This is a genomic window from Actinocorallia sp. API 0066 (assembly GCF_020991275.1).
GTDB lineage: Bacteria > Actinomycetota > Actinomycetes > Streptosporangiales > Streptosporangiaceae > Actinocorallia.
On sequence record NZ_JAJLQY010000001.1, the window covers coordinates 326,213 to 345,937 of the forward strand.

Consider the following 19,725-nt stretch of genomic DNA (forward strand, 5'->3'; position numbering starts at 1 on the left):
GCTAGGTGTCCAGGGCCGTCAGTGCGGCGGCTATGCGGGAGCGGGCCGCGGCGGCGTGGACGGCGATGCCCGCCAGGATCTCGAAGGTGCGGACGTAGAGCCCGACCTCGTGGAAGTCGACGACGCTGAGCTGGGCTGAGACGGTCTCGACGAGCACCTCGGCGTCGTCGTAGATCCAGAAGCCCTCGACGGGGAAAAGCGGGCGTTCCGCCTCGAAGGGGATGACGCCAAACGAGACGTTGGGCAGTGCCGCGATCGACAAGAGGTGGCCGAGCTGTTCGGCCGTCGTCTCCGGCGTGCCCATCCTTGACCGCAACGCCGTCTCCTCCACGAGGAAGGCGAACCGCCGACCTCCCTCGCGGAGCAGCCGGGTGCGCGCGGCGCGGGCCCGCGCGGCCTCCTCGACGTCGGAGGCGACCCCGTAGAAGCGGGACACCACGTCGAGAACGGCCTGGCCGTAGGCGGGTGTCTGGCAGAGGCCGGGGATCACGCCGGGTTCGTAGACCTTGAAATGGCGGGTCCGCGTCCACTTGGGCAGGAATGAGTCCTGCACGTGCGTCAGCCCGCCGCGCATGGCCCGTCGCCACTCTATGTAGGACTTGTCGGCCCGGCGGTTCAGCGCTATCAGGCCCGCGGCCTCCGCGTCCGCACCGCAGGCTCGGCACCAGGCCCTGATGTCGTCGTCGGAGACGCCCTGCTTGGCCGCCTCGATCTTCGACACCTTGGACTCGTGCCAGCCGCAGGCCGCCGCCAGGGCCCGACCCGTCAGCCTGGGCACCACGTCGAGGCGGAGGTCGCGCAGCCGTCCGGCGACGGCCGCACGCGCCGCCTGCACCGAAGAAGAAGGATGAGCCACCGTCAGACGCCGAAGTCCCGGTGGTCGACGGCGATCTCCCACACGGCGTGGAAAGCCTTCCGACAGAACGCGACGGCGGCGGGATCGTCCGTCATCTCGACGCCCAGCCACTCCCCGTCACCGGTGAAGTGGTTCCACACCACCGTGTCGTCGAACACCCAGAAGTCGTTGCCGGGCAGGCACAGCATCGACGCCCGCCTACGTGGCAGCCACCGCACCCGCTCACCTGCCGCCACGTTGAACCCCTCCGTCACCGCGTGCAGCCACGCCGTGTAGGCGCTGACGGGATCGGTCGAGACGATCCGCGCCCGCCGCACCGCAACCCCACGCCCGACCGCCTCGGCCACCGTCGACATCCACCCCTCGTCCCCGGGAACGGGATCGACGCGCGCCGGACGCCCCTCGGCAAGCCACCTGTCGAACTCGGCGTCCGCCATGTAGCCGTCCCGCATCTCCAGATGCACCGCCGACGACCGCGTCCGGCCGAACAGCTCCGGAAAGAACCCGTCGTCAGGCGGAACGACCCCTGATGACATCGAGCGCCTCCATGATCGTGGCCGCCATCCGCGCGGGCACCCGCACCGACGACTCCTCCGGCATCGTCCGACTGCGCCGGTCGATCTCGGCCAGCGTCCCCGCGTCCGTCACCGTGAGGCCCTGGAAGACCAGATCGCCGGTCTCCTCGTCCACGAACACGGCAGGACTCCCACCCGCCTTCGACTCGTCGTCCTTACCGATGAATCGTAGAGCCATCGCCATCACCCTCCCTCAGGAACATGCGCGAACTTGCCACCCTGGGTCTGACCCTCCCGGCATCCCCAAAACCCGCAAGGCCACGACCGGCCAAGCCGGACGCTCGTCCTGGGGCCGCTCAGCCTGCACGCGGAACAGGCCACTGCTTGACGGGCCCTTGCTGCTTCTGCCGGGACGGTCGTGTGACGGGTCGCCACCGCGGTGGCGTGGGGCTTGAAATCCCTGGGTTCCGATCCGGAGGGAGTTCGGCTCGGTGGGGTCAGAGTTTGGGTTTGCCGGCGGTGTGGATCCAGCGTTTGAAGTAGGTGTCCAGTTGTTTGCCGGAGTATTTTTCGGCGTAGGCGTGGAAGGACTTGGTGGAGATGGTGCCGTTGCGGTGGTGGGCCAGCCAGGAGCGGAGGAGGGGGAAGAAGGTCTTGTCGCCCAGGATGACGCGGAGGCGGTGGACGGCCATGGCGCCGCGCTGGTAGACGAAGTTGTCGAAGATGTGGTCGCGGCCCGGATCGGCCAGGACGCCCTTCCAGACATCGGCGTTGGGACCGGCGGAATAGGCGAGCTGGAACATTTCCGCGGCGGTCTTGCCGCCGGTCTTCTCCGACCACATCCATTCGGCGTACGTCGCGAAACCCTCGTTCAGCCAGATGTCCTTCCAGCGGGCCGGGGTGACGCTGTCGCCGAACCACTGGTGGGCGAGCTCGTGCACGATGAGGCCGTCGGGCGGGTTCTTGCCCTTGAGGCTCCAGTCGTGCACCGGACGGCCCTGCGTCTCCAACGAGTACCCGACGTTGACCTCGTCGACCACACCGCCCGTCGAGGTGAACGGGTAGGGCCCGAACTTGCCCTGGAGCCACCGAAGGACGGCCCGGTTCTTCTTGTCGTAAGCACGTAGCTGATTAGGGGCCGTCGCCAACTCCGTGTCGATGGCAGTGTAGGACGGCAGCCCGTTCACGTTCGTCCGCAGCACCTTGTAGCGCCCGATCGCGACCATCGACAGCTCACTCGCCATCGGCTGCTTCATCTTCCACCGGAACGTCGTCTTGCCGCCCGTGACCTTCCGCGAGACGAGATCGCCGTTCGCGATCGCGGTGAGGCCCTTCGGCACGGTGAGCGCGAAGTCGTAGGCCGCCTTGTCGCGCGGGCTGTCGTTCACCGGGAACCAGGTGGCGGCGCCGAACGGCTGGTTCAACGCGACCGCGCCGTCCCGGGTGGCGACCCAGCCGGACGCGCCCAGCGGGTCGTCGTTGATCTGCTGCGGCTTGCCGTCATAGCCGACGACCACGACGAACCGCTTCCCGGCCGGGATGCCCCTGCGCGGCGTGATCACGAGTTCCTGTTCGCCCGCCCTGCGCCATTTGGCGGCCTTGCCGTCCACGGTGACCGAACGGACCTCAAGGCCCCGCAGATCGAGGTTGAAGCGGGACAGGCCGTGCTTGGCCGTCGCGGTGATCCGCGCCCGGCCGGTGAGGACGAGCGTCGCCGGGTCGTAGGCGATCCTCAGGCCGTAGTGCGCGACGTCGTAGCCGCCGTTGCCCATGCCGGGGAAGTACTTCTCGCCGGAGCCCGCGGCGCCCGGACGGAACGTCGGGGCGGCCTCGGCGGCGGCCGGCAGCAGGACGAGGGGGACGGCGAGCGTCGCGGCTGCGAGCAGTCGGGGGGCGGCCATCGCGGAATCTCCTGTCACCGGAGCCCCCTCCCGCAGGGGACTCGATCAGGTCACTTTACTGGGGTCGGGCGCTTTGAGAGCCGGCGCCGCCCGGCCCGGGTTACCAGGAGCCGCGCTTGGGTTTGCCCTTCTTGTACAGCCAGACCTGGAAGAGCTTGTCCAGCTTCTTGCCCGAGACCCGTTCGGACAGCGCCACGAACTGTTCGGTGGTGCCGTGGCCGCCCTGGCGTTCGGCGGCCCACGTCTTCAGGATGGTGCGGAACTTGGCGTCGCCGACGCGTTGGCGCAGTACGTGCAGTGTCATCGCGCCGCGCACGTACACCGGGAACCCGAACATCTGCTCGCGGCCGGGCGCGCCGGGCGGGGTCTGGAAGATGGGCGCCTTGGCGGGCTGCCGGTAGTAGCTGCGGAACGTCTTGGCGGCGCTGTCCTTCTTGGACCTGTGCTCGCGGTACATCCACTCGGCGTACGTGGCGAAGCCCTCGTTCAGCCAGATGTCCTTCCAGCGGCGGACGGTGACGCTGTTGCCGAACCACTGGTGCGCGAGCTCGTGCACGACGAAGTCCTCGCTGGGCACGAACCCGCCGTAGATCGGCCTGTCCTGGGTCTCCAGCGCGTAGTCCAGGCGCGGGTCGTCGACGATCGCGCCGGACGTGCGGAACGGGTAGGGCCCGAACGTGGTGCGGCCCCAGCGCAGCGCCCGCATCGTCCTGCGGTGCACCTGGGTGAGGCTCTTCTTGAACTTGGGGTCCACCGCGGTGATGACGGTGATGTCGCCTACCTTGCCGTGCGTCATCTCCCACTTGCCGATCGCGACGGACGCCAGGTACGACGCCATCGCGACGGGCTGACGCCACCGGAAGGTCGCCCAGTTGCCTTCGAGGGACGGGGCGAGCGGTTCGCCGTTCGCCAGCGCCTTGAGGTGCTTGGGGACGGTGATGGTGAAGTCGTAGGTGGCCTTGTCGCTCGGATGGTCGTTGACCGGGAGCCAGGTGGACGCCCCGTCGGGCTCGGCCAGCACGATCGCGCCTTCCCGGGTCTTGATCCACCCGTAGGTGCCGAGCGTGCCGTGCTGGATCGAGGTGGGCGTGCCCGTGTAGGAGACGACGGTCGTGAACTCCTCGCCCCTGGCCAGCGGCACCGCCGGGGTGATGACGAGTTCGCCCGCGTCCCGGGTGTGCGCGGCACGGATCCCGTCGACGGTGACGGACGTGACGCGCGGGCCCCGGAAGTCCAGGTTGAAGGTGCGCAGCGGGTGGCCCGCCCGCGCCGTCATGGTGACCGTCGCGGCCACCGTCTGCGTCTTCGGCGTGTACTTCAGGACCACGTCGTAGTGCAGCGCGTTGTATCCGCCGTTGCCGCTGGCGGGGAAGTACGGATCGCCGACGCCCGGCGCGCCCGCGACGTCGGCGAGCGCGAGCGCGCCCGCCGTGAGCGTCACCGACGCGGCCATGGCCGTCGCCGCCATTCCGGCTGTTCGCATCCCGTGCACGGGTTCCACACTGCGTGATCACGGGGGCGCGCGGTCGCTTCCGCCCCGTTCTTTGCCGAGCGTTGCCCGATGATCTTCCCTATAGGGCTGGACGAACCGTGCCGTAGAGCCATCTGTCGAAGAAGTCCGACAGTTCCGTTCCGCCGACCCGTTCGGCGAGCTCCACGAACTCCGTCGTCGTCGCGTTGCCGTGCTGGTGCTCGCTGGCCCACGTGCGCAGGAGGGTGAAGAACTTGTCGTCACCGATCCGCTTACGCAGCGCGTGCAGGGTCATCGCCCCACGGTCGTACACGGCGAAGCTGTCGAACATCCGGTCGCGGCCCGGGTCGCCCGTCGGGACCTGCCACGCCGCCGAGCCCTCCGGCTCGCTGTAGTACTTGACGAAGAACTCCTCGGCCGTCGTGTCGCCCGACTGCTCGCTCCACATCCACTCGGCGTACGTGGCGAAGCCCTCGTTCAGCCAGATGTCCTTCCACTGGGTGACGCCGACGCTGTCGCCGAACCACTGGTGCGCCAGCTCGTGCGCGATGATCGACTCGCCCGGCGCGAAGTCCCCGTAGATCGAGCGGGTCTGCGTCTCCAGCGCGAACCCGACGGCGGCGTTGTCGATGACGCCGCCCGTCGAGCCGAACGGGTACGGGCCGAACGTCTTCGCCCAGAAGTCGGTGATCTCGGCCTTGATCCCGTAGAACTCCTCAAGCGACGGCGACGTGACGGTCTCGTCCACCGCGACGAGGATCGGGATCCCGCCCGTCGTGGTGCCCTCCTTCACCTTGAACCTGCCGATCGAGATCATCGCCAGGTAGGGGGCCATAGGCTGCTTGACCTCCCACTTCACCTTCGAGAAGCCGCCGCCCGCCGACGTCACCCGGCCGCGCTCCCCGTTGGCGATCGCGGTGAGCTTCTCCGGGACGGTCAGCGTGAACGCGAACGTCGCCTTGTCGCTCGGGTGGTCGTTGCCGGGGAACCAGGTGTGCGCGCCGCTCGGCTGGCAGGCCGCCGAGACGCCGTCGGGCGTCCTGATCCAGCCGTACTGGCCGAGGATCGGGTCGTTCACCGCCTGCGGGGTCCCCGAATAGGCGATCGTGACAGTGAAGTCACGGCCTCCGGCGATCGTGGCGGTCGGGCTCACCGTCAGCTCGCCGCCGTCGCGCGTGAACTTCGCCGCCTTGCCGTCCACCTTGACCGAGGCGACGTCGAGGTCGGTGAGGTCCAGGTTGAACGCGACCATGTCGGTCGTGGCGCGGGCGGTGATGGTCGCCGTCGCGTCGAGCGTCTTGGCACGGTCGCCCGGATCGACCTTGAGGTTCAGGTCGTAGTGCTGGACGTCGTAGCCGCCGTTGCCGTCCGACGGGACGTACGGGTCGCCCGCCGAGCCCTGGGACGGCTGGAGCGGCACGTGGTGGGGACCGTTCCCGGCGGTCGGGGGAGGCGCCGTCGGCGAGGCCGGGGCGCCCGTCGGGGGGACGGGCGCGGGCGGCTCGTCACCGGAGATCTGGCAGCCGACCGACGTCGCGGCGAGCAGGGTCAGCGTGACGGCTGCGGCGGCACGCCGCGCGGGAGGGATGGACACGATGCCCAGCCTGCCCGGTTAAGGGCGGGCTGGGCAACCGGTGTGAATGATCAGTACGGCTGGGGTGTGGTCCCCGTCTGGTACGGATCGGCACCGGTAGCGTCAACGACGACCGTCTTGGCGGCCTTGTCGTGGAGCGTCTGGTTCTTGGGGTTGGTGAAGATCCAGATGGCGTCGACCAGGAAACCGACACAGCAGACATAGGCCAGGATCACGAACACGAGCGCCCGGATCGCGGCCTGGCTGGAGTCGACCGCGCCGCCCGTGTCCTCCCGCACCACACGGGTGCCGACCGCCTTCTTGCCGAGCGTCTGCCCGTGCCACTTGGACGTCAGCAGCCAGAAGTACAGGAACGCCAGCGCCGCCACGAGGAGGCTGGACACCGCCTGCCCCGGCGACACCGCGTTGTCCCAGTCCCACGTGGTGGACCCGTCGGGGTTCTCCACCACGAAGTCGTTGGACCTGCCCACGAACGGCAGCGAGAAGCAGCAGGCGAAGACGAGATAGATGAGCCAGTCGATGAGGATGCCGAGGAAGCGCTTGCCCTTGCTGGCGATCATCGGGGCCGCGCCGTAAGGGCCGCCGTAGCCTCCGCCGGGAGGGGGCGCGCCGTAGCCGCCGTACCCGCCCGGATCCTGCCCGAACGCGGCGCCTCCACCGCCTCCGTACTGCCCGTACTGGCCGCCCTGCCCCGGATCACCGGGCCCGTAGGACGTCCCGGCCTGGCCGTACTGTCCGTAGCCCTGGCCCGCGTCACCGTGCGCGTAGGACGTGCCCGCCGACCCCTCTGGCGAAGCGCCGTAGGGGCCTCCGCCCTGGTATGGGCCGGGCTGCTCCCTGGCGAACGAGGGGCCGCCCTCGGGGCCGCCCCGGCCTTCCGCCGCGCCCTCGCGCGGTTCCTCTGGCGGTTGCGTCATAACCGCAAGATCACCTGACTTGCCGGTTCCGAACCGCGCGGCACGGGGGATTGACTCTCTTTTGGATCCGAATTGCCTCACCCGGCACGGGCCGTCGCAGCGGCTTGGGTCGGGGTGCGGTGCTCCGAGCCGCTGGCGGGGGTTCCGGATGGTTCGCCCGGAACCCCTTCCGGCTCCCGGTCGGCGGCGCCCCCGCCGCCGACCGTGCCGCCCGTGGCGGCCTCAGGCCCCGGCGTACGGGACGGCGTCGATGATCTCGACCGTCATGGCCCTGCCGTTCGGCAGGGTGTAGGTGGCCTTCTCACCGATCTTCTTGCCGTTGATCGCCGAGCCCAGCGGCGACTTGGGGGAGTAGACGTCGATCGGGGCGCCCTGCTCCTCGCGGGAGGCGAGCAGGAACGTCACCTCCTCGTCGTCGCCCTGGAACAGGACGGTGACGGTCATTCCCGGGGTGACCTCGCCGTCGGCGCTGACCGGAGCCTCGCCGACCCGGGCGTTGTCGAGGATCTGGCGCAGCTGGAGGATGCGGCCCTCCATCTTGCCCTGCTCCTCCTTGGCCGCGTGGTACCCGCCGTTCTCCTTGAGGTCGCCCTCCTCGCGGGCTGCCTCGATCTTCGCGGCGATCTCCTTGCGGCCAGGACCCGAGAGGTAGTCGAACTCGCCCTTGAGGCGGTCGTACGCCTCCTGGGTGAGCCAGGTGACGTTGTCTGAGCGGGTCTCGGTCACGGGGTACTCCTATTTCCACGCGATGTGGCCGGGTGTCTTCGGACCCACGAGGGACCGTACGGAAACCTCAAGCCTATCCGGTCGTTGAGAGTAAAGGTTCCCACCGGTCGCGATCTGCAACCTGCCAATCGACGGTCAGGAGCCGGTGCAGTCCAGGACTTCGGCGGTGTGCGCGCGCTCGGTCGTCTTCAGCCGGACCAGCAGCGTCGCGGACGTTTTTCCCTGGGCGACGGTGACCTTCTCCTCGCCGACGACCAGGCCGTCCGTGCGCTGTGCCCGCGCGGTGCACGTGACCTCGGTGTCGGCGGGCTTCATGATCTGGAAGGTCAGCTCGGTCGAGGTGTCGCTCTTGGCCTGATATGTAATGGTCTTGGCGGAGATGCCGTGGATCCCGGTCCTGCTGTCGCCCGCGTTGCCCATGATCACCGCCCAGCCCGCCGCGCACAGGAGGCACACCAGCCCGATCACGCCGTAGCCGAGGACGGTGCGGGCGGAGCGCTGGGCCATGGAATCCTCGCGTTTGTGTCGGCGTTGTTTGCAACAATGTAAAGCGCGTTAATAGCGGTGGCCCTCCGGCCCCACGTCAGCAGCTTCTCACCAAAAGGATAGGGAGAGCCTTCAGTGGCTGAGACCTTGCGGCTCATGGCCGTCCACGCCCACCCCGACGACGAGTCGAGCAAGGGCGCCGCGACGATGGCCCGCTACGTCGCCGACGGCGTCGAGGTCCTGGTCGTCACCTGCACCGGAGGTGAGCGGGGCGACATCCTCAACCCGGCGATGGACCGGCCGGAGGTGCTCGCCAACCTGCCCGCCGTCCGGCAGGCCGAGATGGAGGCCGCGCGCGAGATCCTGGGCGTCCGCCAGGAGTGGCTGGGCTTCGTCGATTCGGGGCTGCCCGAAGGCGACCCGCTGCCTCCGCTGCCCGAAGGCTGCTTCGCGCTCGTCCGGCTGGAGGTGGCGACGGAGCCGCTGGTCCGGCAGATCAGGACGTTCCGCCCGCACGTCGTCCTCACCTACGACGAGAACGGCGGCTACCCGCACCCGGACCACATCAAGACCCATGAGATCGCCGCCGCCGCGTTCGACGCCGCGGGCGACCCGGATCGCTTCCCGGGCGCGGGCGAGCCCTGGCAGCCGCTGAAGATGTACTACTTCGTCACCTTCCACCGGGAGCGGATGCTCGCCCTGCACGAGGCGCTCGTCGTGCACGGCAAGGAGTCCCCCTACCTGGACTGGATCGGCGCCCGCGAAGACAAGCCGGAGCCTCCGCGCTGGCCGATCACCACCCGCGTTCCGTGCGGCGACTTCTTTGAGGTCCGCGACGCCGCGCTCATCGCGCACGCCACCCAGATCGACCCGAACGGGTTCTGGTTCGCCTGCCCGCCCGACCTCCAACGCGAGGCATGGCCGACCGAGGATTACCATCTGGCCAGGTCCCTGGTGGACACCGAACTGCCGGAGGACGACCTGTTCGCCGGAATCCGGGAGAAAGTGGGCGCATGATGATCGTGGCCGAGGTGTTCGAGCTCAACGACGACACCGTCTCGCCCGGCCTGGTCGGCACGCTGATGTTCGCGGCGCTGATCGTCGCGACGGTGCTGCTCATCAGGTCGATGAACCGCAGGATGCGCAATATCGACCACCTGCCGCGCGAGGAGGACCTGCTGCAGGAGGAGTGGGAGGCCGAGCAGGCCCGCAAGGCCGGGCAGCCCTGACGGCTCCCTGACGGCCGCCGCTTACCCGCGCGGCGTGAAGCGGGCGCCCCGGAGCGGTAAAAGATCGGGCGTGCCCCGGTAGGTCGCGCGGCGGCCGGGGCGCGAGTCGGTTGCATGGCCTGTCATGAAGCCGCTCGCATCGATCGCCGGGACGGCGCTGCTCCTCGCCGTTGCCGGCTGCAAGCCCGCCATGGAGAACGCTGCGCACGTCGAGACCAAGCCGGGCCAGGCCGCGGGACGCCAGGAGGCCGCCGTCGCGCAGCAGCAGCACCGCGCGAAGCCGCCGCTGCCGGGCTCGCAGCCCGTGCCGCGCGCCTGGGGCAAGCCCGTCCTCGTCGAGACGTTCGACGGGAACCGCGTGGACCCGCTCAAGTGGGTCGTCTACGACTCGCCCGCCGGGGACAACCCCCGGACGCGCAGGGCCACCCGTGTCTCAGACGGTCTGCTGCGGCTCACCGGCGCCGAGTACGGGGGACGCGTCCTGTCCGGCGGCATCGCCTCGCACGCGTCGTTCACCTACGGGCGGTTCGAGGTCCGGATGCGGGCCGACCGGGGCGCGGGCTTCGCCCCGGTCCTGCTGCTGTGGCCGACGATCCAGGGCCAGCCCGAGTGGGCCGAGATCAACTTCGCCGAGATCCCCGACCCGACAAGGCTCTCCACCGGCCTGTTCGTGCACAAGGGCAACCCGGAGAAGGTCGCCTCCCGACTGCTGTACCGGGACTTCACCGAGTGGCACACCTTCGGCCTCGAATGGCTGCCCACCCGGATGAGCTTCTACATCGACGGCCACAGGGTGTGGAACTACACCGGGCCGCTCATCCCGCAGAAGGCCGACATGCACCTTGCGTTGCAGAACGACGTCGTCTGCTACTCGCGCGTCCAGTGCCGCTCGGCTTCCACACCGGACCGCGTCACCATGTACGTCGACTGGGTGCGGGCCTGGCGCGTCCCCGTCTGACCTGCTGCGTCCCGCCGCGCGCGGGGATTAGGGTGGGGGGATGGGCGGGTCGCGGGGTTTGCCCCGGGGCAGGGCCGCACTGCCCCCGGAGGAAGTGGCGCGGGTACAGCGCGCGCGGCTGTGCCGCGCGCTGGCCGAGGCCATGGCCGAGCGCGGGTACGCGGCGACATCGGTGGAGCACGTGCTCAAGCGGGCCGGGGTGTCCCGGCTCAGCTTCTACCAGCTCTTCGACTCCAAGGCCGACTGTTTCGTCGCCGCCTTCGAGCAGGCCAGGGACACCCTGCTGGAGCGGGTGCTCGCCGCGTTCGAGGAGGTCGCGGGCGGCGACGACCCCGTGGAGTGCTTCGAACGCGTCATCTCGGTGTACCTGGAGGTGCTCGTAGCCGAGTGGCCGCTTACCCGGCTCGTCCTGGTCGAGGTGTACGCGGCGGGGCCCGGGATCCTCGGCAGGGGGCGCGAGGCGGAGACGGCGATGGCGGGTGCGTACGCGCAGGTCTTCGGCCTCACGGACGCGCGGGGCATGCTCACCTGCCGGATGCTGGTCGCGGCCACCAACGCGCTCGCCACCTCCGCCGTCGCCGCCAACGACCCCGACGGCCTGCTGGCGCTCCGCCCCCAACTCGTGGAACACGTCCGGGCCCTATGGGAGTGCGGCGCCCTCAGCGCCCGCACCTGACGCCAAGCAAGGTCGCGCCCTTCGGTACCGCGCGGGTCGTCGAAGCCGACCTCGACCACGTGCCGCCCTACCTCGTCAGCGAGTACGTGCCGGGGCCGACCTGCACAACAGGGTCACCCGGAGCGGCGTCCCACGCGCGTGAGCCGCTGGACGGGCTGACGACCGTGGGTGAACCGGGGCTGTGGGGGCGGCGGGGGTGGATCTAGGGTGGAGGGATGAACCGGTTGCGGGGTGCCACCAGTCCTTATCTGTTGCAACATGCGGACAATCCGGTCGAATGGTTTCCGTGGGGGGACGAGGCGTTCGCCGAGGCCAGGCGGCGTGACGTGCCCGTTCTGTTGAGTGTCGGTTACGCCGCGTGTCACTGGTGTCATGTGATGGCGCACGAGAGTTTTGAGGACGCGGCGACGGCCCAGATCATGAACGACGGGTTCGTCAGCGTGAAGGTGGACCGCGAGGAGCGGCCCGATGTCGACGCCGTCTACATGGAGGCGGTGCAGGCGCTGACGGGGCAGGGCGGCTGGCCCATGACGGTCTTCATGACGCCGGACGGGCACCCGTTCTACTGCGGCACGTACTTCCCCAGGTCGCGGTTCCAGGGCCTGCTCAGGGCCGTCTCAGCGGCCTGGCGGGACCAGCGGGCGGAGCTCGTCGCGCAGGGCAGGCAGATCGTGGAGGCGCTCGACGGCCAAAGCGGCGGCCTCGGCGGGGCGGCGGCGCCCGACGAGGCGGCGCTCTCGCGCGCCGCCCAGGTGCTCGGCCGGGGCTTCGACGAGACGTACGCGGGCTTCGGGGGCGCGCCCAAGTTCCCGCCGTCGATGGTGCTGGAGTTCCTCATCAGGCGCGGCGACCCCGGCCGGATGGCAGCCCGCACCCTGGAGGCGATGGCGCGCGGCGGCATCTACGACCAGCTCGGCGGCGGCTTCGCCCGGTACAGCGTGGACGCGGCCTGGGTGGTCCCGCACTTCGAGAAGATGCTCTACGACAACGCGCTTCTGGCCCGCGTGTACGCGCACTGGTGGCGGAAGGACGGCACGCCGCTCGCCAGACGCGTCGCCCTGGAGACGTGCGACTGGATGCTCCGCGAACTCGGCACGGACGAGGGCGGCCTGGCCTCCGCCCTGGACGCCGACAGCGAGGGTGTCGAAGGCAAGTTCTACGTCTGGACGCCAGAGCAACTCGTCGAAGTCCTCGGAGAGGAGGACGGCGCGAGGGCGGCGCAGGCTTTCCGCGTCACCGAGACGGGCACGTTCGAGCACGGCGCGTCCACCCTCCAGCTCGAAGGTGACCTGCCGGAGGACCTCAGAGAGAAGCTGCTGGAGGCGAGGGCCACAAGGGTCCGTCCCGAGCGCGACGACAAGGTGGTCGCCGCATGGAACGGCCTCGCCATCGCCGCGTTGGCCGAGTGCGGCGCCCTGTTCGAGCGCCCCGACCTCATTGAGGCGGCCCGGCGCGTCGCTGATCTGCTCGACCGCCTGCACGTCGTGGACGGCCGTCTCCTGCGCACCTCCCGCGACGGCGTGGCCGGAAGCAACGCGGGAGTCCTGGAGGACTACGCCGACGTCGCCGAAGGGCTGCTCGCCCTGCACGCCGTCACCGGCGACCCCGAGTACGTGACGCGCGCGGGCGTGCTCCTCGACGTCGTCCTGGCGCGCTTCCCGGACGGCGAGGGCGGCTTCTACGACACCGCCGACGACGCCGAGGCGCTGTTCCGCCGCCCGAAGGACCCGACGGACAACGCGGTGCCGTCCGGCCAGTCGGCCGCCGCGGGCGCCCTGCTGTCCTACGCGGCCCTCACGGGCTCCACGAGGCACCGGGACGCCGCCCTCGCCGCGCTGACCCCCTCGGCCGCGCTCGCCGACCGGCACGCCAGGTTCGCGGGCTGGGGCCTCGCCGTCGCGGCCGCCGCCGTGCGCGGCCCCGTCGAGATCGCCATCGTCGGCGACCCCGAGGACCCCGCGACCCGCGCGCTGCGCCGCACCGCGCTGATGAGCACGTCACCCGGCGCCGTCGTGACGGTCGGGGAGCCCGGCGCGCCCCTGGACGGCCCGGTGCCGCTGCTCGGCGGCCGCGACCTCGTGGACGGCGCCCCCGCCGCCTACGTGTGCCGCGACTTCGCCTGCCGGATGCCCGTCACGACGCCCTCCGCGCTCGCCAAGGAACTCGCCGCGACGTGACCGTGTAAGGCACATCGGGAAAGGGACGTTGGCAGTAGGCCGCCGCGCGTTCTAGTGTCGGATGTCACCGTGTCGGGCGCGGGCCACCCGCGTACGGCACGGTGTCTGCGTCCACCCCTCGCAGGAGTCACAGCGTGCGCAAGCCAGGCAGTGTTCGTCCCTGGCCCGGAGTCCGGGCGCTTTTTACGTCCCGGTTTCGTCGGGAGCGCCCGGCCCCGAGCCGTCGGATGACGGTGCTCATAGCCGTGGCCGTCGCTACGACGCTCGCGGCGGATGTGGCGCTGCTGGTCGAGCGCGCCCAGCGGGACGCGCCGCCCACCGCCGCGCCCGAGCCGACCGCCGGACGCCTCGTGGCGGCCGCCAGGGAGGACGGCGCCCGTCAGGTCGCGCCGTTCGCCAAGGCGGTGCAGCCTCAGGTGATGGTCATAGCCAAGGGGCGCACCTCCCTGCCGCCCGAGCTTGTCGCGAAGGTGCGGAAGCTGAAGGGCGTCACCGGCGCGGAGGTCGTGGACGGGGCACGCGCGAAGCTCGCGGGCAAGGAGGTCGGCATCCTCGGGGTCGATCCCTCGGGATTCCGGAACTACACCCCCAAACTGACGGCGAAGCACGACGGCCTGTGGCGAAACGTCGCAGGAGGTGACGTAGCCGTCTCCTTCGTTCTCGGCAGCGACGGAGGGGTCGCCCTCGACAGCCGCGTCCCGGTGAGCGGCAAGACGGAGATAGACAGGGTCCGCGTAGGCGCGATCGCCACCACGGGCATCGCCGACATCGACGCGGTCGTCTCCAAGGAGACCGCGCGCAGGCTCGGCATGGTGGCCGACAACGTCCTGCTCGTAGGCGGCGCAGACAAGGACCGCGACCGGCTGACGAAGGCCGTCAGGGCGCTCGTGGGCAAGGGCGCGGGCACGGTCCGGGCCCTGAACCCCGGCTTCGACTTCACCGGCCAGGCCGCGGGCGGCGCCTACCTCAGCGCCCGCGAGATCCGGACGGCGATCGAGGCGGGCATGACGAAGATCGGCATGCCGTACGTGTGGGGCGGCGAGTCCGACGCCGAGGGCGGCTACGACTGCTCCGGGCTGCTCCAGTGGGCGTTCGCCCAGGCCGGGGTCAGGCTGCCGCGCGTAGCCGCCGACCAGGCCCGCACCGGCCCCGTCGTCCCGTTCGACAAGGCCCGCGTGGGCGACCTCCTCATCTGGGCCAACGACCCGACGGCGCCCGGCCGGATCTCCCACATCGCCCTCTACCTGGGCGGCGACAAGATGCTCGTGGCGCCCCGCACCGGCGATCACGTGAAGATCCAGAAGGTGTACTTCAAGGGCTTCCAGGGGGCCGTCCGCGTCAACCGCCACGCCGCCCGCCAGGTCGCCGGAGGCTGACGACTTCAGGGATCGGTGCGTCAAGCCGCGCGTAAGCGGGGTACCTGGTGGCTATGGGGTCATTGCGCTGTGTGGACGGGTCGTCGCTTGTCGTGTGCCCGGTGCCCGCCTTCGACCTCGGCGGACGCGCCTACGAGGTCGGTCTCGAACTGCGTAGGGAAGGCCGGTTCTTCGGCTCGGTAGGGCCCGGCTGCGCCTACTTCCTCGGCCGGGCGGCCGAGAGGCTGGTCGCCGACGAGCCCCCGACGGGCGAGCTGTTCGCCTTCCGGCGGGAGCGGCGCGGCGCCGTCGCGGGCCCGGAGTTCACCTGTGTGGTCCGCGACTCACCGGAGTGGGTGCCGGAGGGCGGCGCGTTCAGCAGGGGAGACTGGCGCGTGGTCAGGCGGGCCGTCGTGGAGGCGTGGGACGGCGCGGGCAGGGGGGTCCGCGCGGTCCTCACCTCCGCCCAGCTCGCCCGCTTTGTGGCTGATCTCCTGGACGAGGCGGGCCAGACCGGCCTCGAACCGATGCGACCCGGACGGGATCGTAAGAACCGGGAGACTTCGTGTCACGAGCGGAGATAATTGAGTACGGCCCGGGGCCGGGCGCTCCCGACGAAGTCGGGAGTTGAAAAGCGCCCGGCCTCCGGGCCAGAACGAACACGGCTGGTGATGGCCGAGTAAGGGGGCATCCGGGCGATGCGAGTCAGACGGAGCCTGAAGGCGCGGATCAAGGGAAGCCGGCCGTACGGCGCCGTACGCGACCTCGCTTACCGGCTGTACGAGGGCAGGGTGGAGAAGCACCTGCCCAAGGACAGGGTGCCCCGCCACGTCGGCGTGATCCTGGACGGGAACCGCCGCTGGGCCAGGGAGATGGGCCTCGCGGACGTCAACTCCGGGCACCGGGTCGGCGCCGACAAGATCTCGGACCTGCTGCGGTGGTCCACCGAGGCGGGGGTCGAGGTCGTCACGCTGTGGCTGCTTTCGACGGACAATCTGACCCGCCCGTCCAAGGAACTCGACCCCCTGTTGCGGATCATCGAGGAGACCGTCGAGGACCTCGTGGCCTGCGGCTGGCGCGTCCAGGCGGTCGGTGCCCTTGACCTGCTGCCCGATAAGACCGCTCGTGTCCTTAAAAATGCGGGGGAATCCACATCCAACCGCGGCGGACTGATTGTGAACGTCGCCGTTGGGTATGGAGGTAGACGTGAGATCGCTGATGCGGTCCGCTCCCTGCTCCTCGAGGGGGCGGCTCAGGGCACCAGCATCGAGGAGCTCGCGGAGCACCTCGATGCGGAGCACATCGCCGAGCATCTCTACACGCGCGGCCAGCCCGATCCGGATCTGGTCATCAGAACGTCGGGGGAGCAGCGGCTTTCGGGCTTCATGCTCTGGCAGAGCGCCCATTCGGAGTTCCACTTCTGCGAGGTCCACTGGCCGGACTTCCGCAAGGTCGACTTCCTGCGGGCGCTGCGCTCCTATGCCGCGCGGCACCGTCGCTTCGGCGGCTGAAAGCACCTCCCGCAGGTTTGACCCCTGTGTTCACATCCCCGTCACGCGCCTGTCATGCCGGGGATGTTCGCTTTCAGGAGCCGAGGTAGCAAACCCCCAGGTAAGGGCGCTTCCCCAGCGTCCGAAGGAGAGCGAGTGGGCACACCCTCCACGCGCCAGGCATCCGCACGGCGCACCTACGTCCTCGACACCAGCGTTCTCATCTCCGACCCGGCCGCGATAACGCGGTTCGCCGAGCACGAGGTCGTCCTCCCGATCGTGGTGATCACTGAGCTGGAGGCCAAGCGGGACCACCCGGAACTCGGGTACTTCGCCCGCCAGGCCCTGCGCTCGCTGGACGACCTGCGCGTCGAACACGGCCGGTTGGACGACGAGCTCCCGATAGGGGAGTTCGGCGGGACGCTGCGCGTGGAGCTCAACCACTCCGATCCGAGCGTCCTGCCGGACGGGTTCCGGTTGGGCGACAACGACACGAGGATCCTCTCGGTGGCCCGCTGGCTGGCCAAGGAGGGCAAGGACGTCGTCCTGGTCTCCAAGGACCTGCCGCTGCGCGTCAAGGCGTCGGCCGTCGGGCTGACGGCCGAGGAGTACCGGGCCGAGATGGTCGTGGAGACCGGCTGGACCGGGATCCGCGAGCTGGAGGCCGAGGCGGCCCAGGTCGAGGAGCTGTACGACACGCAGCGCCTGGAGCTGGAGGCCGCCCGTGAGCTGCCCGTGCACACCGGGCTGCGGCTGCTGTCGTCGCGCGGCTCGGCGCTCGGCCGGGTGCTGCCGGACAAGTCCGTCAGGCTGGTGCGCGGCGAGCGCGAGGCGTTCGGGCTGCGCGGCCGCTCCGCCGAGCAGCGGATCGCCCTGGACCTCCTGCTGGACGACGAGATCGGCATCGTCTCCCTGGGCGGCAGGGCGGGCACGGGCAAGTCCGCGCTGGCCCTGTGCGCGGGCCTGGAGGCCGTCCTGGAGCGCCGCCAGCACCGCAAGGTCGTCGTCTTCCGGCCGCTGTACGCGGTCGGCGGGCAGGAGCTCGGCTACCTGCCCGGCTCGGAGAACGAGAAGATGTCGCCGTGGGCGCAGGCCGTCTACGACACGCTCTCCGCGGTGACGACGCCCGAGGTGATCGAGGAGGTTTTGGACCGCGGCATGTTGGAGGTCCTGCCCCTCACGCACATCCGCGGCCGCTCGCTGCACGACTCGTTCGTGATCGTCGACGAGGCGCAGTCGCTGGAGCGCGGCGTCCTGCTCACCGTGCTCTCGCGGATCGGGCAGAACTCGCGGGTCGTGCTCACCCACGACGTCGCGCAGCGTGACAACCTCCGGGTCGGCAGGCACGACGGTGTCGCGGCCGTGGTCGAGCGGCTCAAGGGCCACCCGCTGTTCGCGCACGTGACCCTGAGCAGGTCGGAGCGCTCGCCGATCGCCGCGCTCGTCACCGATCTGCTCAACGACATGGGGGCGTAACGCCTGTTTTCTGATCACCGACCGCCCGTGCTCCGGTACGGGCGGTCATTCTTTGTTCCCCGTGGAGTGACTTATCTCTCGCATTCTGGTCAGGTGTGATGAGGATCACACAACTTCGCCGGGAAACCTGGAATCCCAGCTCCACCTGCCTTTGCGCGCCCTTTGCCGGTGGTCGCCGGACCGGTGACCGGTTCCGAACTCAACGTTTCACTTGCGGAGCACCCCCGCCCCTGCGGCAGGGTGTCCCCCGGAGCGCAAACGCGACAGCCACGACCGCCGCACGACCGCACGCCGGGGAAAGGAGCCCGAGGTGACGACGCAGACGCCCCCGACGGCCTGGGACCCGGCGGGACCAGAAAGCCCGCACCCCGACGTCAAGGTGGCGGGCACCCCGCTCACCGACCCCGACGGGGAGCCACTCGATCTCGGGGGGCACCGGGCCGGAGGCGGCCGGAGCAAACTCCTGTTCGCCGGGGGTGCGCTCGCCGCGCTCGTCGCGGTGGGGCTCGCGGTCGGCGTGATCGTCAACCTCGGCGACGCCGAGGGCTCGACCCAGGCCGCCGCGACCGTGGCGCCCGACGACAGGCCGGCGCCGGAGTCGACGCCGCTGTCGGCCGAGCAACAGCGCAAAGCGCTCCGCGACCGGGCCATCGCCGCCGCGTCGCGCGACAAGGTTCCTTCGCTCAGGACCAAGAGCGTCCCGACGCCGACGGCGGCGCCGGGCGAGGTCGAGGGCGGGCCGGGCCCCGCGGTGCCCCCGGGCACGGCGCAGGCCATCGCGAAGAAGATGCTCAAGAGCTACGGCTGGGAACCCGACACCCAGTTCGGCTGCCTGTACAACCTGTGGAACAAGGAATCCGGCTGGCGGACCACCGCCGGACGGCTCGACGGGCCCTACGGGATTCCCCAGGCCAACCCCGGCTCCAAGATGGCGTCGGCAGGCCCGGAATGGAAGACCGACGCGGCGACCCAGATCAAGTGGGGTCTCGGGTACGTCAAGGGGCGCTACGGCACCCCCTGCGGCGCCTGGTCGCACTTCCTCGCCAACCACTGGTACTAGGCGGCACGCCCGTGCCCTGACCGGCAGCGGGACGTTTCTCGGTACGAGGCCGTACCGTTCACAACCCCATAAGCGGCGGGCCCCAGTGAGGCACGGACGCCTCTCCCGCCGCGCCCGTCCCGGATGAGCGGACCCACGGTCCGCGTCCGCGCGCCCACGCGCGCTCCCCTTTCGGAGCCCGGTCCGTCGTGCCCCTGCGACGGCTCCGCCCGGGACGGCCTACGCCAGATGACGCGACCGGCGTCCGGCCGACGAAAGGAAACCCCCATGTCCGGACACACCTCCCCCCAGGCCCCCCGGCACGCTTATCGGGGAATCGTCCGCAAGATCGCGGTCGTTACGGCCTCCGGGGTGATTTTCGGACTTGTCGCGGGACTTCCCGCGCACGCGGCCTCCGCGCAGCGCGTGGTGACCGCGCAGGCCGTCGCCGCCGCACCGGGCGCGGCGAAGACGGCCCAGGCCACCGCCCAGAAGGGCAAGGGCAAGGGCAAGAAGCTCACCCGTAAGCAGCGCAACCAGGCCATCGCGAAGAAGCACGTGGCCAAGCGCAAGTGGTCCAAGAGCCAGTTCCGGTGCCTCGTGAAGCTCTGGAACAAGGAGAGCAACTGGAACCACCTCGCCTACAACCGGTCGTCGGGCGCGGGGGGCATCCCGCAGGCGCTCCCGGCGTCCAAGATGGCGTCGGCGGGCAAGGACTGGCGCACCAACCCCGAGACGCAGATCCGGTGGGGGCTCAAGTACATCAAGGCGCGCTATGGGACCCCGTGCGCCGCCTGGTCGCACGCGGGCGCGACCGGCTGGTACTGATCACCGGATCAACCCGGCGCTCCGGACAGGT

At 70.3% G+C, this 19,725-nt stretch carries 21 protein-coding genes; 12 read left to right on the plus strand and 9 right to left on the minus strand.

The annotated features are described in order from the left end of the window. Position 1: 1 nt before the first annotated feature. From LO762_RS01445 to LO762_RS01485, 9 genes are all read right to left on the minus strand, one after another. Positions 2–835 carry a Scr1 family TA system antitoxin-like transcriptional regulator gene (locus LO762_RS01445; RefSeq protein ID WP_230611729.1) on the minus strand — a complete coding sequence of 278 codons (834 nt, stop codon included), beginning with the start codon at positions 833–835 and terminating at the stop codon, positions 2–4. Positions 836–858: 23 nt separating this feature from the next. Next, positions 859–1,392, minus strand: a complete 534-nt coding sequence (locus LO762_RS01450; protein ID WP_230611731.1) for a DUF6879 family protein — start codon at positions 1,390–1,392, stop codon at positions 859–861. Then, on the minus strand, positions 1,367–1,609 hold the full coding sequence (locus LO762_RS01455) for a hypothetical protein (RefSeq protein ID WP_230611736.1): 243 nt from the start codon (positions 1,607–1,609) through the stop codon (positions 1,367–1,369). The genes LO762_RS01450 and LO762_RS01455 overlap by 26 nt, the downstream gene beginning before the upstream one ends. A 259-nt stretch (positions 1,610–1,868) precedes the next feature. Next, positions 1,869–3,272, minus strand: coding sequence for a M1 family metallopeptidase (locus tag LO762_RS01460; protein ID WP_230611738.1), 1,404 nt, complete (start codon positions 3,270–3,272; stop codon positions 1,869–1,871). 100 nt (positions 3,273–3,372) lie between these two features. Beyond that, the gene (locus tag LO762_RS01465) at positions 3,373–4,755 is read right to left on the minus strand and encodes a M1 family metallopeptidase (RefSeq protein ID WP_230611740.1); all 1,383 of its coding nucleotides are present in this window, start codon (positions 4,753–4,755) and stop codon (positions 3,373–3,375) included. A gap of 88 nt (positions 4,756–4,843) precedes the next feature. Continuing rightward, positions 4,844–6,337: a M1 family metallopeptidase gene (locus tag LO762_RS01470; RefSeq protein WP_230611742.1), complete on the minus strand. Its 1,494-nt coding sequence runs from the start codon at positions 6,335–6,337 to the stop codon at positions 4,844–4,846. Between the two features lie 50 nt (positions 6,338–6,387). After that, positions 6,388–7,254, minus strand: coding sequence for an RDD family protein (locus LO762_RS01475; RefSeq protein ID WP_230611744.1), 867 nt, complete (start codon positions 7,252–7,254; stop codon positions 6,388–6,390). Positions 7,255–7,476: 222 nt separating this feature from the next. Continuing rightward, entirely contained in the window at positions 7,477–7,980 is a 504-nt protein-coding gene (greA, locus tag LO762_RS01480) for a transcription elongation factor GreA (protein WP_230611746.1), read from the minus strand. Between the two features lie 135 nt (positions 7,981–8,115). Next, complete coding sequence (locus LO762_RS01485) at positions 8,116–8,487, minus strand: DUF4307 domain-containing protein (protein WP_230611748.1); 372 nt, start codon at positions 8,485–8,487, stop codon at positions 8,116–8,118. A gap of 114 nt (positions 8,488–8,601) precedes the next feature. Here LO762_RS01485 and mca point away from each other — a divergent pair, with 114 nt between their 5' ends. The 12 genes from mca (at position 8,602) to LO762_RS01545 (ending at position 19,694) form a co-directional block, all read left to right on the plus strand. After that, entirely contained in the window at positions 8,602–9,483 is an 882-nt protein-coding gene (gene mca, locus LO762_RS01490) for a mycothiol conjugate amidase Mca (protein ID WP_230611749.1), read from the plus strand. Next, entirely contained in the window at positions 9,480–9,695 is a 216-nt protein-coding gene (locus LO762_RS01495) for a hypothetical protein (protein WP_230611751.1), read from the plus strand. Before mca ends, LO762_RS01495 begins: the two co-directional genes overlap by 4 nt. Before the next feature lie 124 nt (positions 9,696–9,819). Beyond that, entirely contained in the window at positions 9,820–10,653 is an 834-nt protein-coding gene (locus LO762_RS01500) for a glycoside hydrolase family 16 protein (protein WP_230611753.1), read from the plus strand. Between the two features lie 94 nt (positions 10,654–10,747). Continuing rightward, positions 10,748–11,329: a TetR/AcrR family transcriptional regulator gene (locus LO762_RS01505; RefSeq protein WP_230611754.1), complete on the plus strand. Its 582-nt coding sequence runs from the start codon at positions 10,748–10,750 to the stop codon at positions 11,327–11,329. After that, a complete protein-coding gene (locus LO762_RS01510; RefSeq protein ID WP_230611756.1) occupies positions 11,302–11,535 on the plus strand; it encodes a hypothetical protein in 234 nt (77 codons plus the stop codon). The genes LO762_RS01505 and LO762_RS01510 overlap by 28 nt, the downstream gene beginning before the upstream one ends. A gap of 9 nt (positions 11,536–11,544) precedes the next feature. After that, a complete protein-coding gene (locus LO762_RS01515) occupies positions 11,545–13,506 on the plus strand; it encodes a thioredoxin domain-containing protein (RefSeq protein ID WP_230611758.1) in 1,962 nt (653 codons plus the stop codon). Positions 13,507–13,733: 227 nt separating this feature from the next. After that, positions 13,734–14,882, plus strand: coding sequence for a C40 family peptidase (locus LO762_RS01520; protein ID WP_230611759.1), 1,149 nt, complete (start codon positions 13,734–13,736; stop codon positions 14,880–14,882). Between the two features lie 71 nt (positions 14,883–14,953). After that, a complete protein-coding gene (locus tag LO762_RS01525; protein WP_230611761.1) occupies positions 14,954–15,445 on the plus strand; it encodes a hypothetical protein in 492 nt (163 codons plus the stop codon). A gap of 114 nt (positions 15,446–15,559) precedes the next feature. Then, the gene (locus LO762_RS01530; RefSeq protein ID WP_230611763.1) at positions 15,560–16,372 is read left to right on the plus strand and encodes an isoprenyl transferase; all 813 of its coding nucleotides are present in this window, start codon (positions 15,560–15,562) and stop codon (positions 16,370–16,372) included. A gap of 135 nt (positions 16,373–16,507) precedes the next feature. Next, a complete protein-coding gene (locus tag LO762_RS01535; RefSeq protein WP_230611769.1) occupies positions 16,508–17,827 on the plus strand; it encodes a PhoH family protein in 1,320 nt (439 codons plus the stop codon). 310 nt (positions 17,828–18,137) lie between these two features. Beyond that, positions 18,138–18,887: a lytic transglycosylase domain-containing protein gene (locus tag LO762_RS01540; protein ID WP_230611771.1), complete on the plus strand. Its 750-nt coding sequence runs from the start codon at positions 18,138–18,140 to the stop codon at positions 18,885–18,887. Positions 18,888–19,154: 267 nt separating this feature from the next. Continuing rightward, positions 19,155–19,694: a transglycosylase SLT domain-containing protein gene (locus LO762_RS01545; RefSeq protein WP_230611773.1), complete on the plus strand. Its 540-nt coding sequence runs from the start codon at positions 19,155–19,157 to the stop codon at positions 19,692–19,694. Positions 19,695–19,725: the final 31 nt, after the last annotated feature.

Coding starts and splice junctions, on each gene's coding strand:
- LO762_RS01450 (WP_230611731.1), bottom strand. CDS start 1,392: ATGTCATCAGGGGTCGTTCCGCCTGACGACGGGTTCTTTCCGGAGCTG.
- LO762_RS01455 (WP_230611736.1), bottom strand. CDS start 1,609: ATGGCTCTACGATTCATCGGTAAGGACGACGAGTCGAAGGCGGGTGGG.
- LO762_RS01460 (WP_230611738.1), bottom strand. CDS start 3,272: ATGGCCGCCCCCCGACTGCTCGCAGCCGCGACGCTCGCCGTCCCCCTC.
- LO762_RS01465 (WP_230611740.1), bottom strand. CDS start 4,755: ATGCGAACAGCCGGAATGGCGGCGACGGCCATGGCCGCGTCGGTGACG.
- LO762_RS01475 (WP_230611744.1), bottom strand. CDS start 7,254: ATGACGCAACCGCCAGAGGAACCGCGCGAGGGCGCGGCGGAAGGCCGG.
- LO762_RS01485 (WP_230611748.1), bottom strand. CDS start 8,487: ATGGCCCAGCGCTCCGCCCGCACCGTCCTCGGCTACGGCGTGATCGGG.
- LO762_RS01495 (WP_230611751.1), top strand. CDS start 9,480: ATGATGATCGTGGCCGAGGTGTTCGAGCTCAACGACGACACCGTCTCG.
- LO762_RS01500 (WP_230611753.1), top strand. CDS start 9,820: ATGAAGCCGCTCGCATCGATCGCCGGGACGGCGCTGCTCCTCGCCGTT.
- LO762_RS01515 (WP_230611758.1), top strand. CDS start 11,545: ATGAACCGGTTGCGGGGTGCCACCAGTCCTTATCTGTTGCAACATGCG.
- LO762_RS01520 (WP_230611759.1), top strand. CDS start 13,734: ATGACGGTGCTCATAGCCGTGGCCGTCGCTACGACGCTCGCGGCGGAT.
- LO762_RS01530 (WP_230611763.1), top strand. CDS start 15,560: ATGCGAGTCAGACGGAGCCTGAAGGCGCGGATCAAGGGAAGCCGGCCG.
- LO762_RS01545 (WP_230611773.1), top strand. CDS start 19,155: ATGTCCGGACACACCTCCCCCCAGGCCCCCCGGCACGCTTATCGGGGA.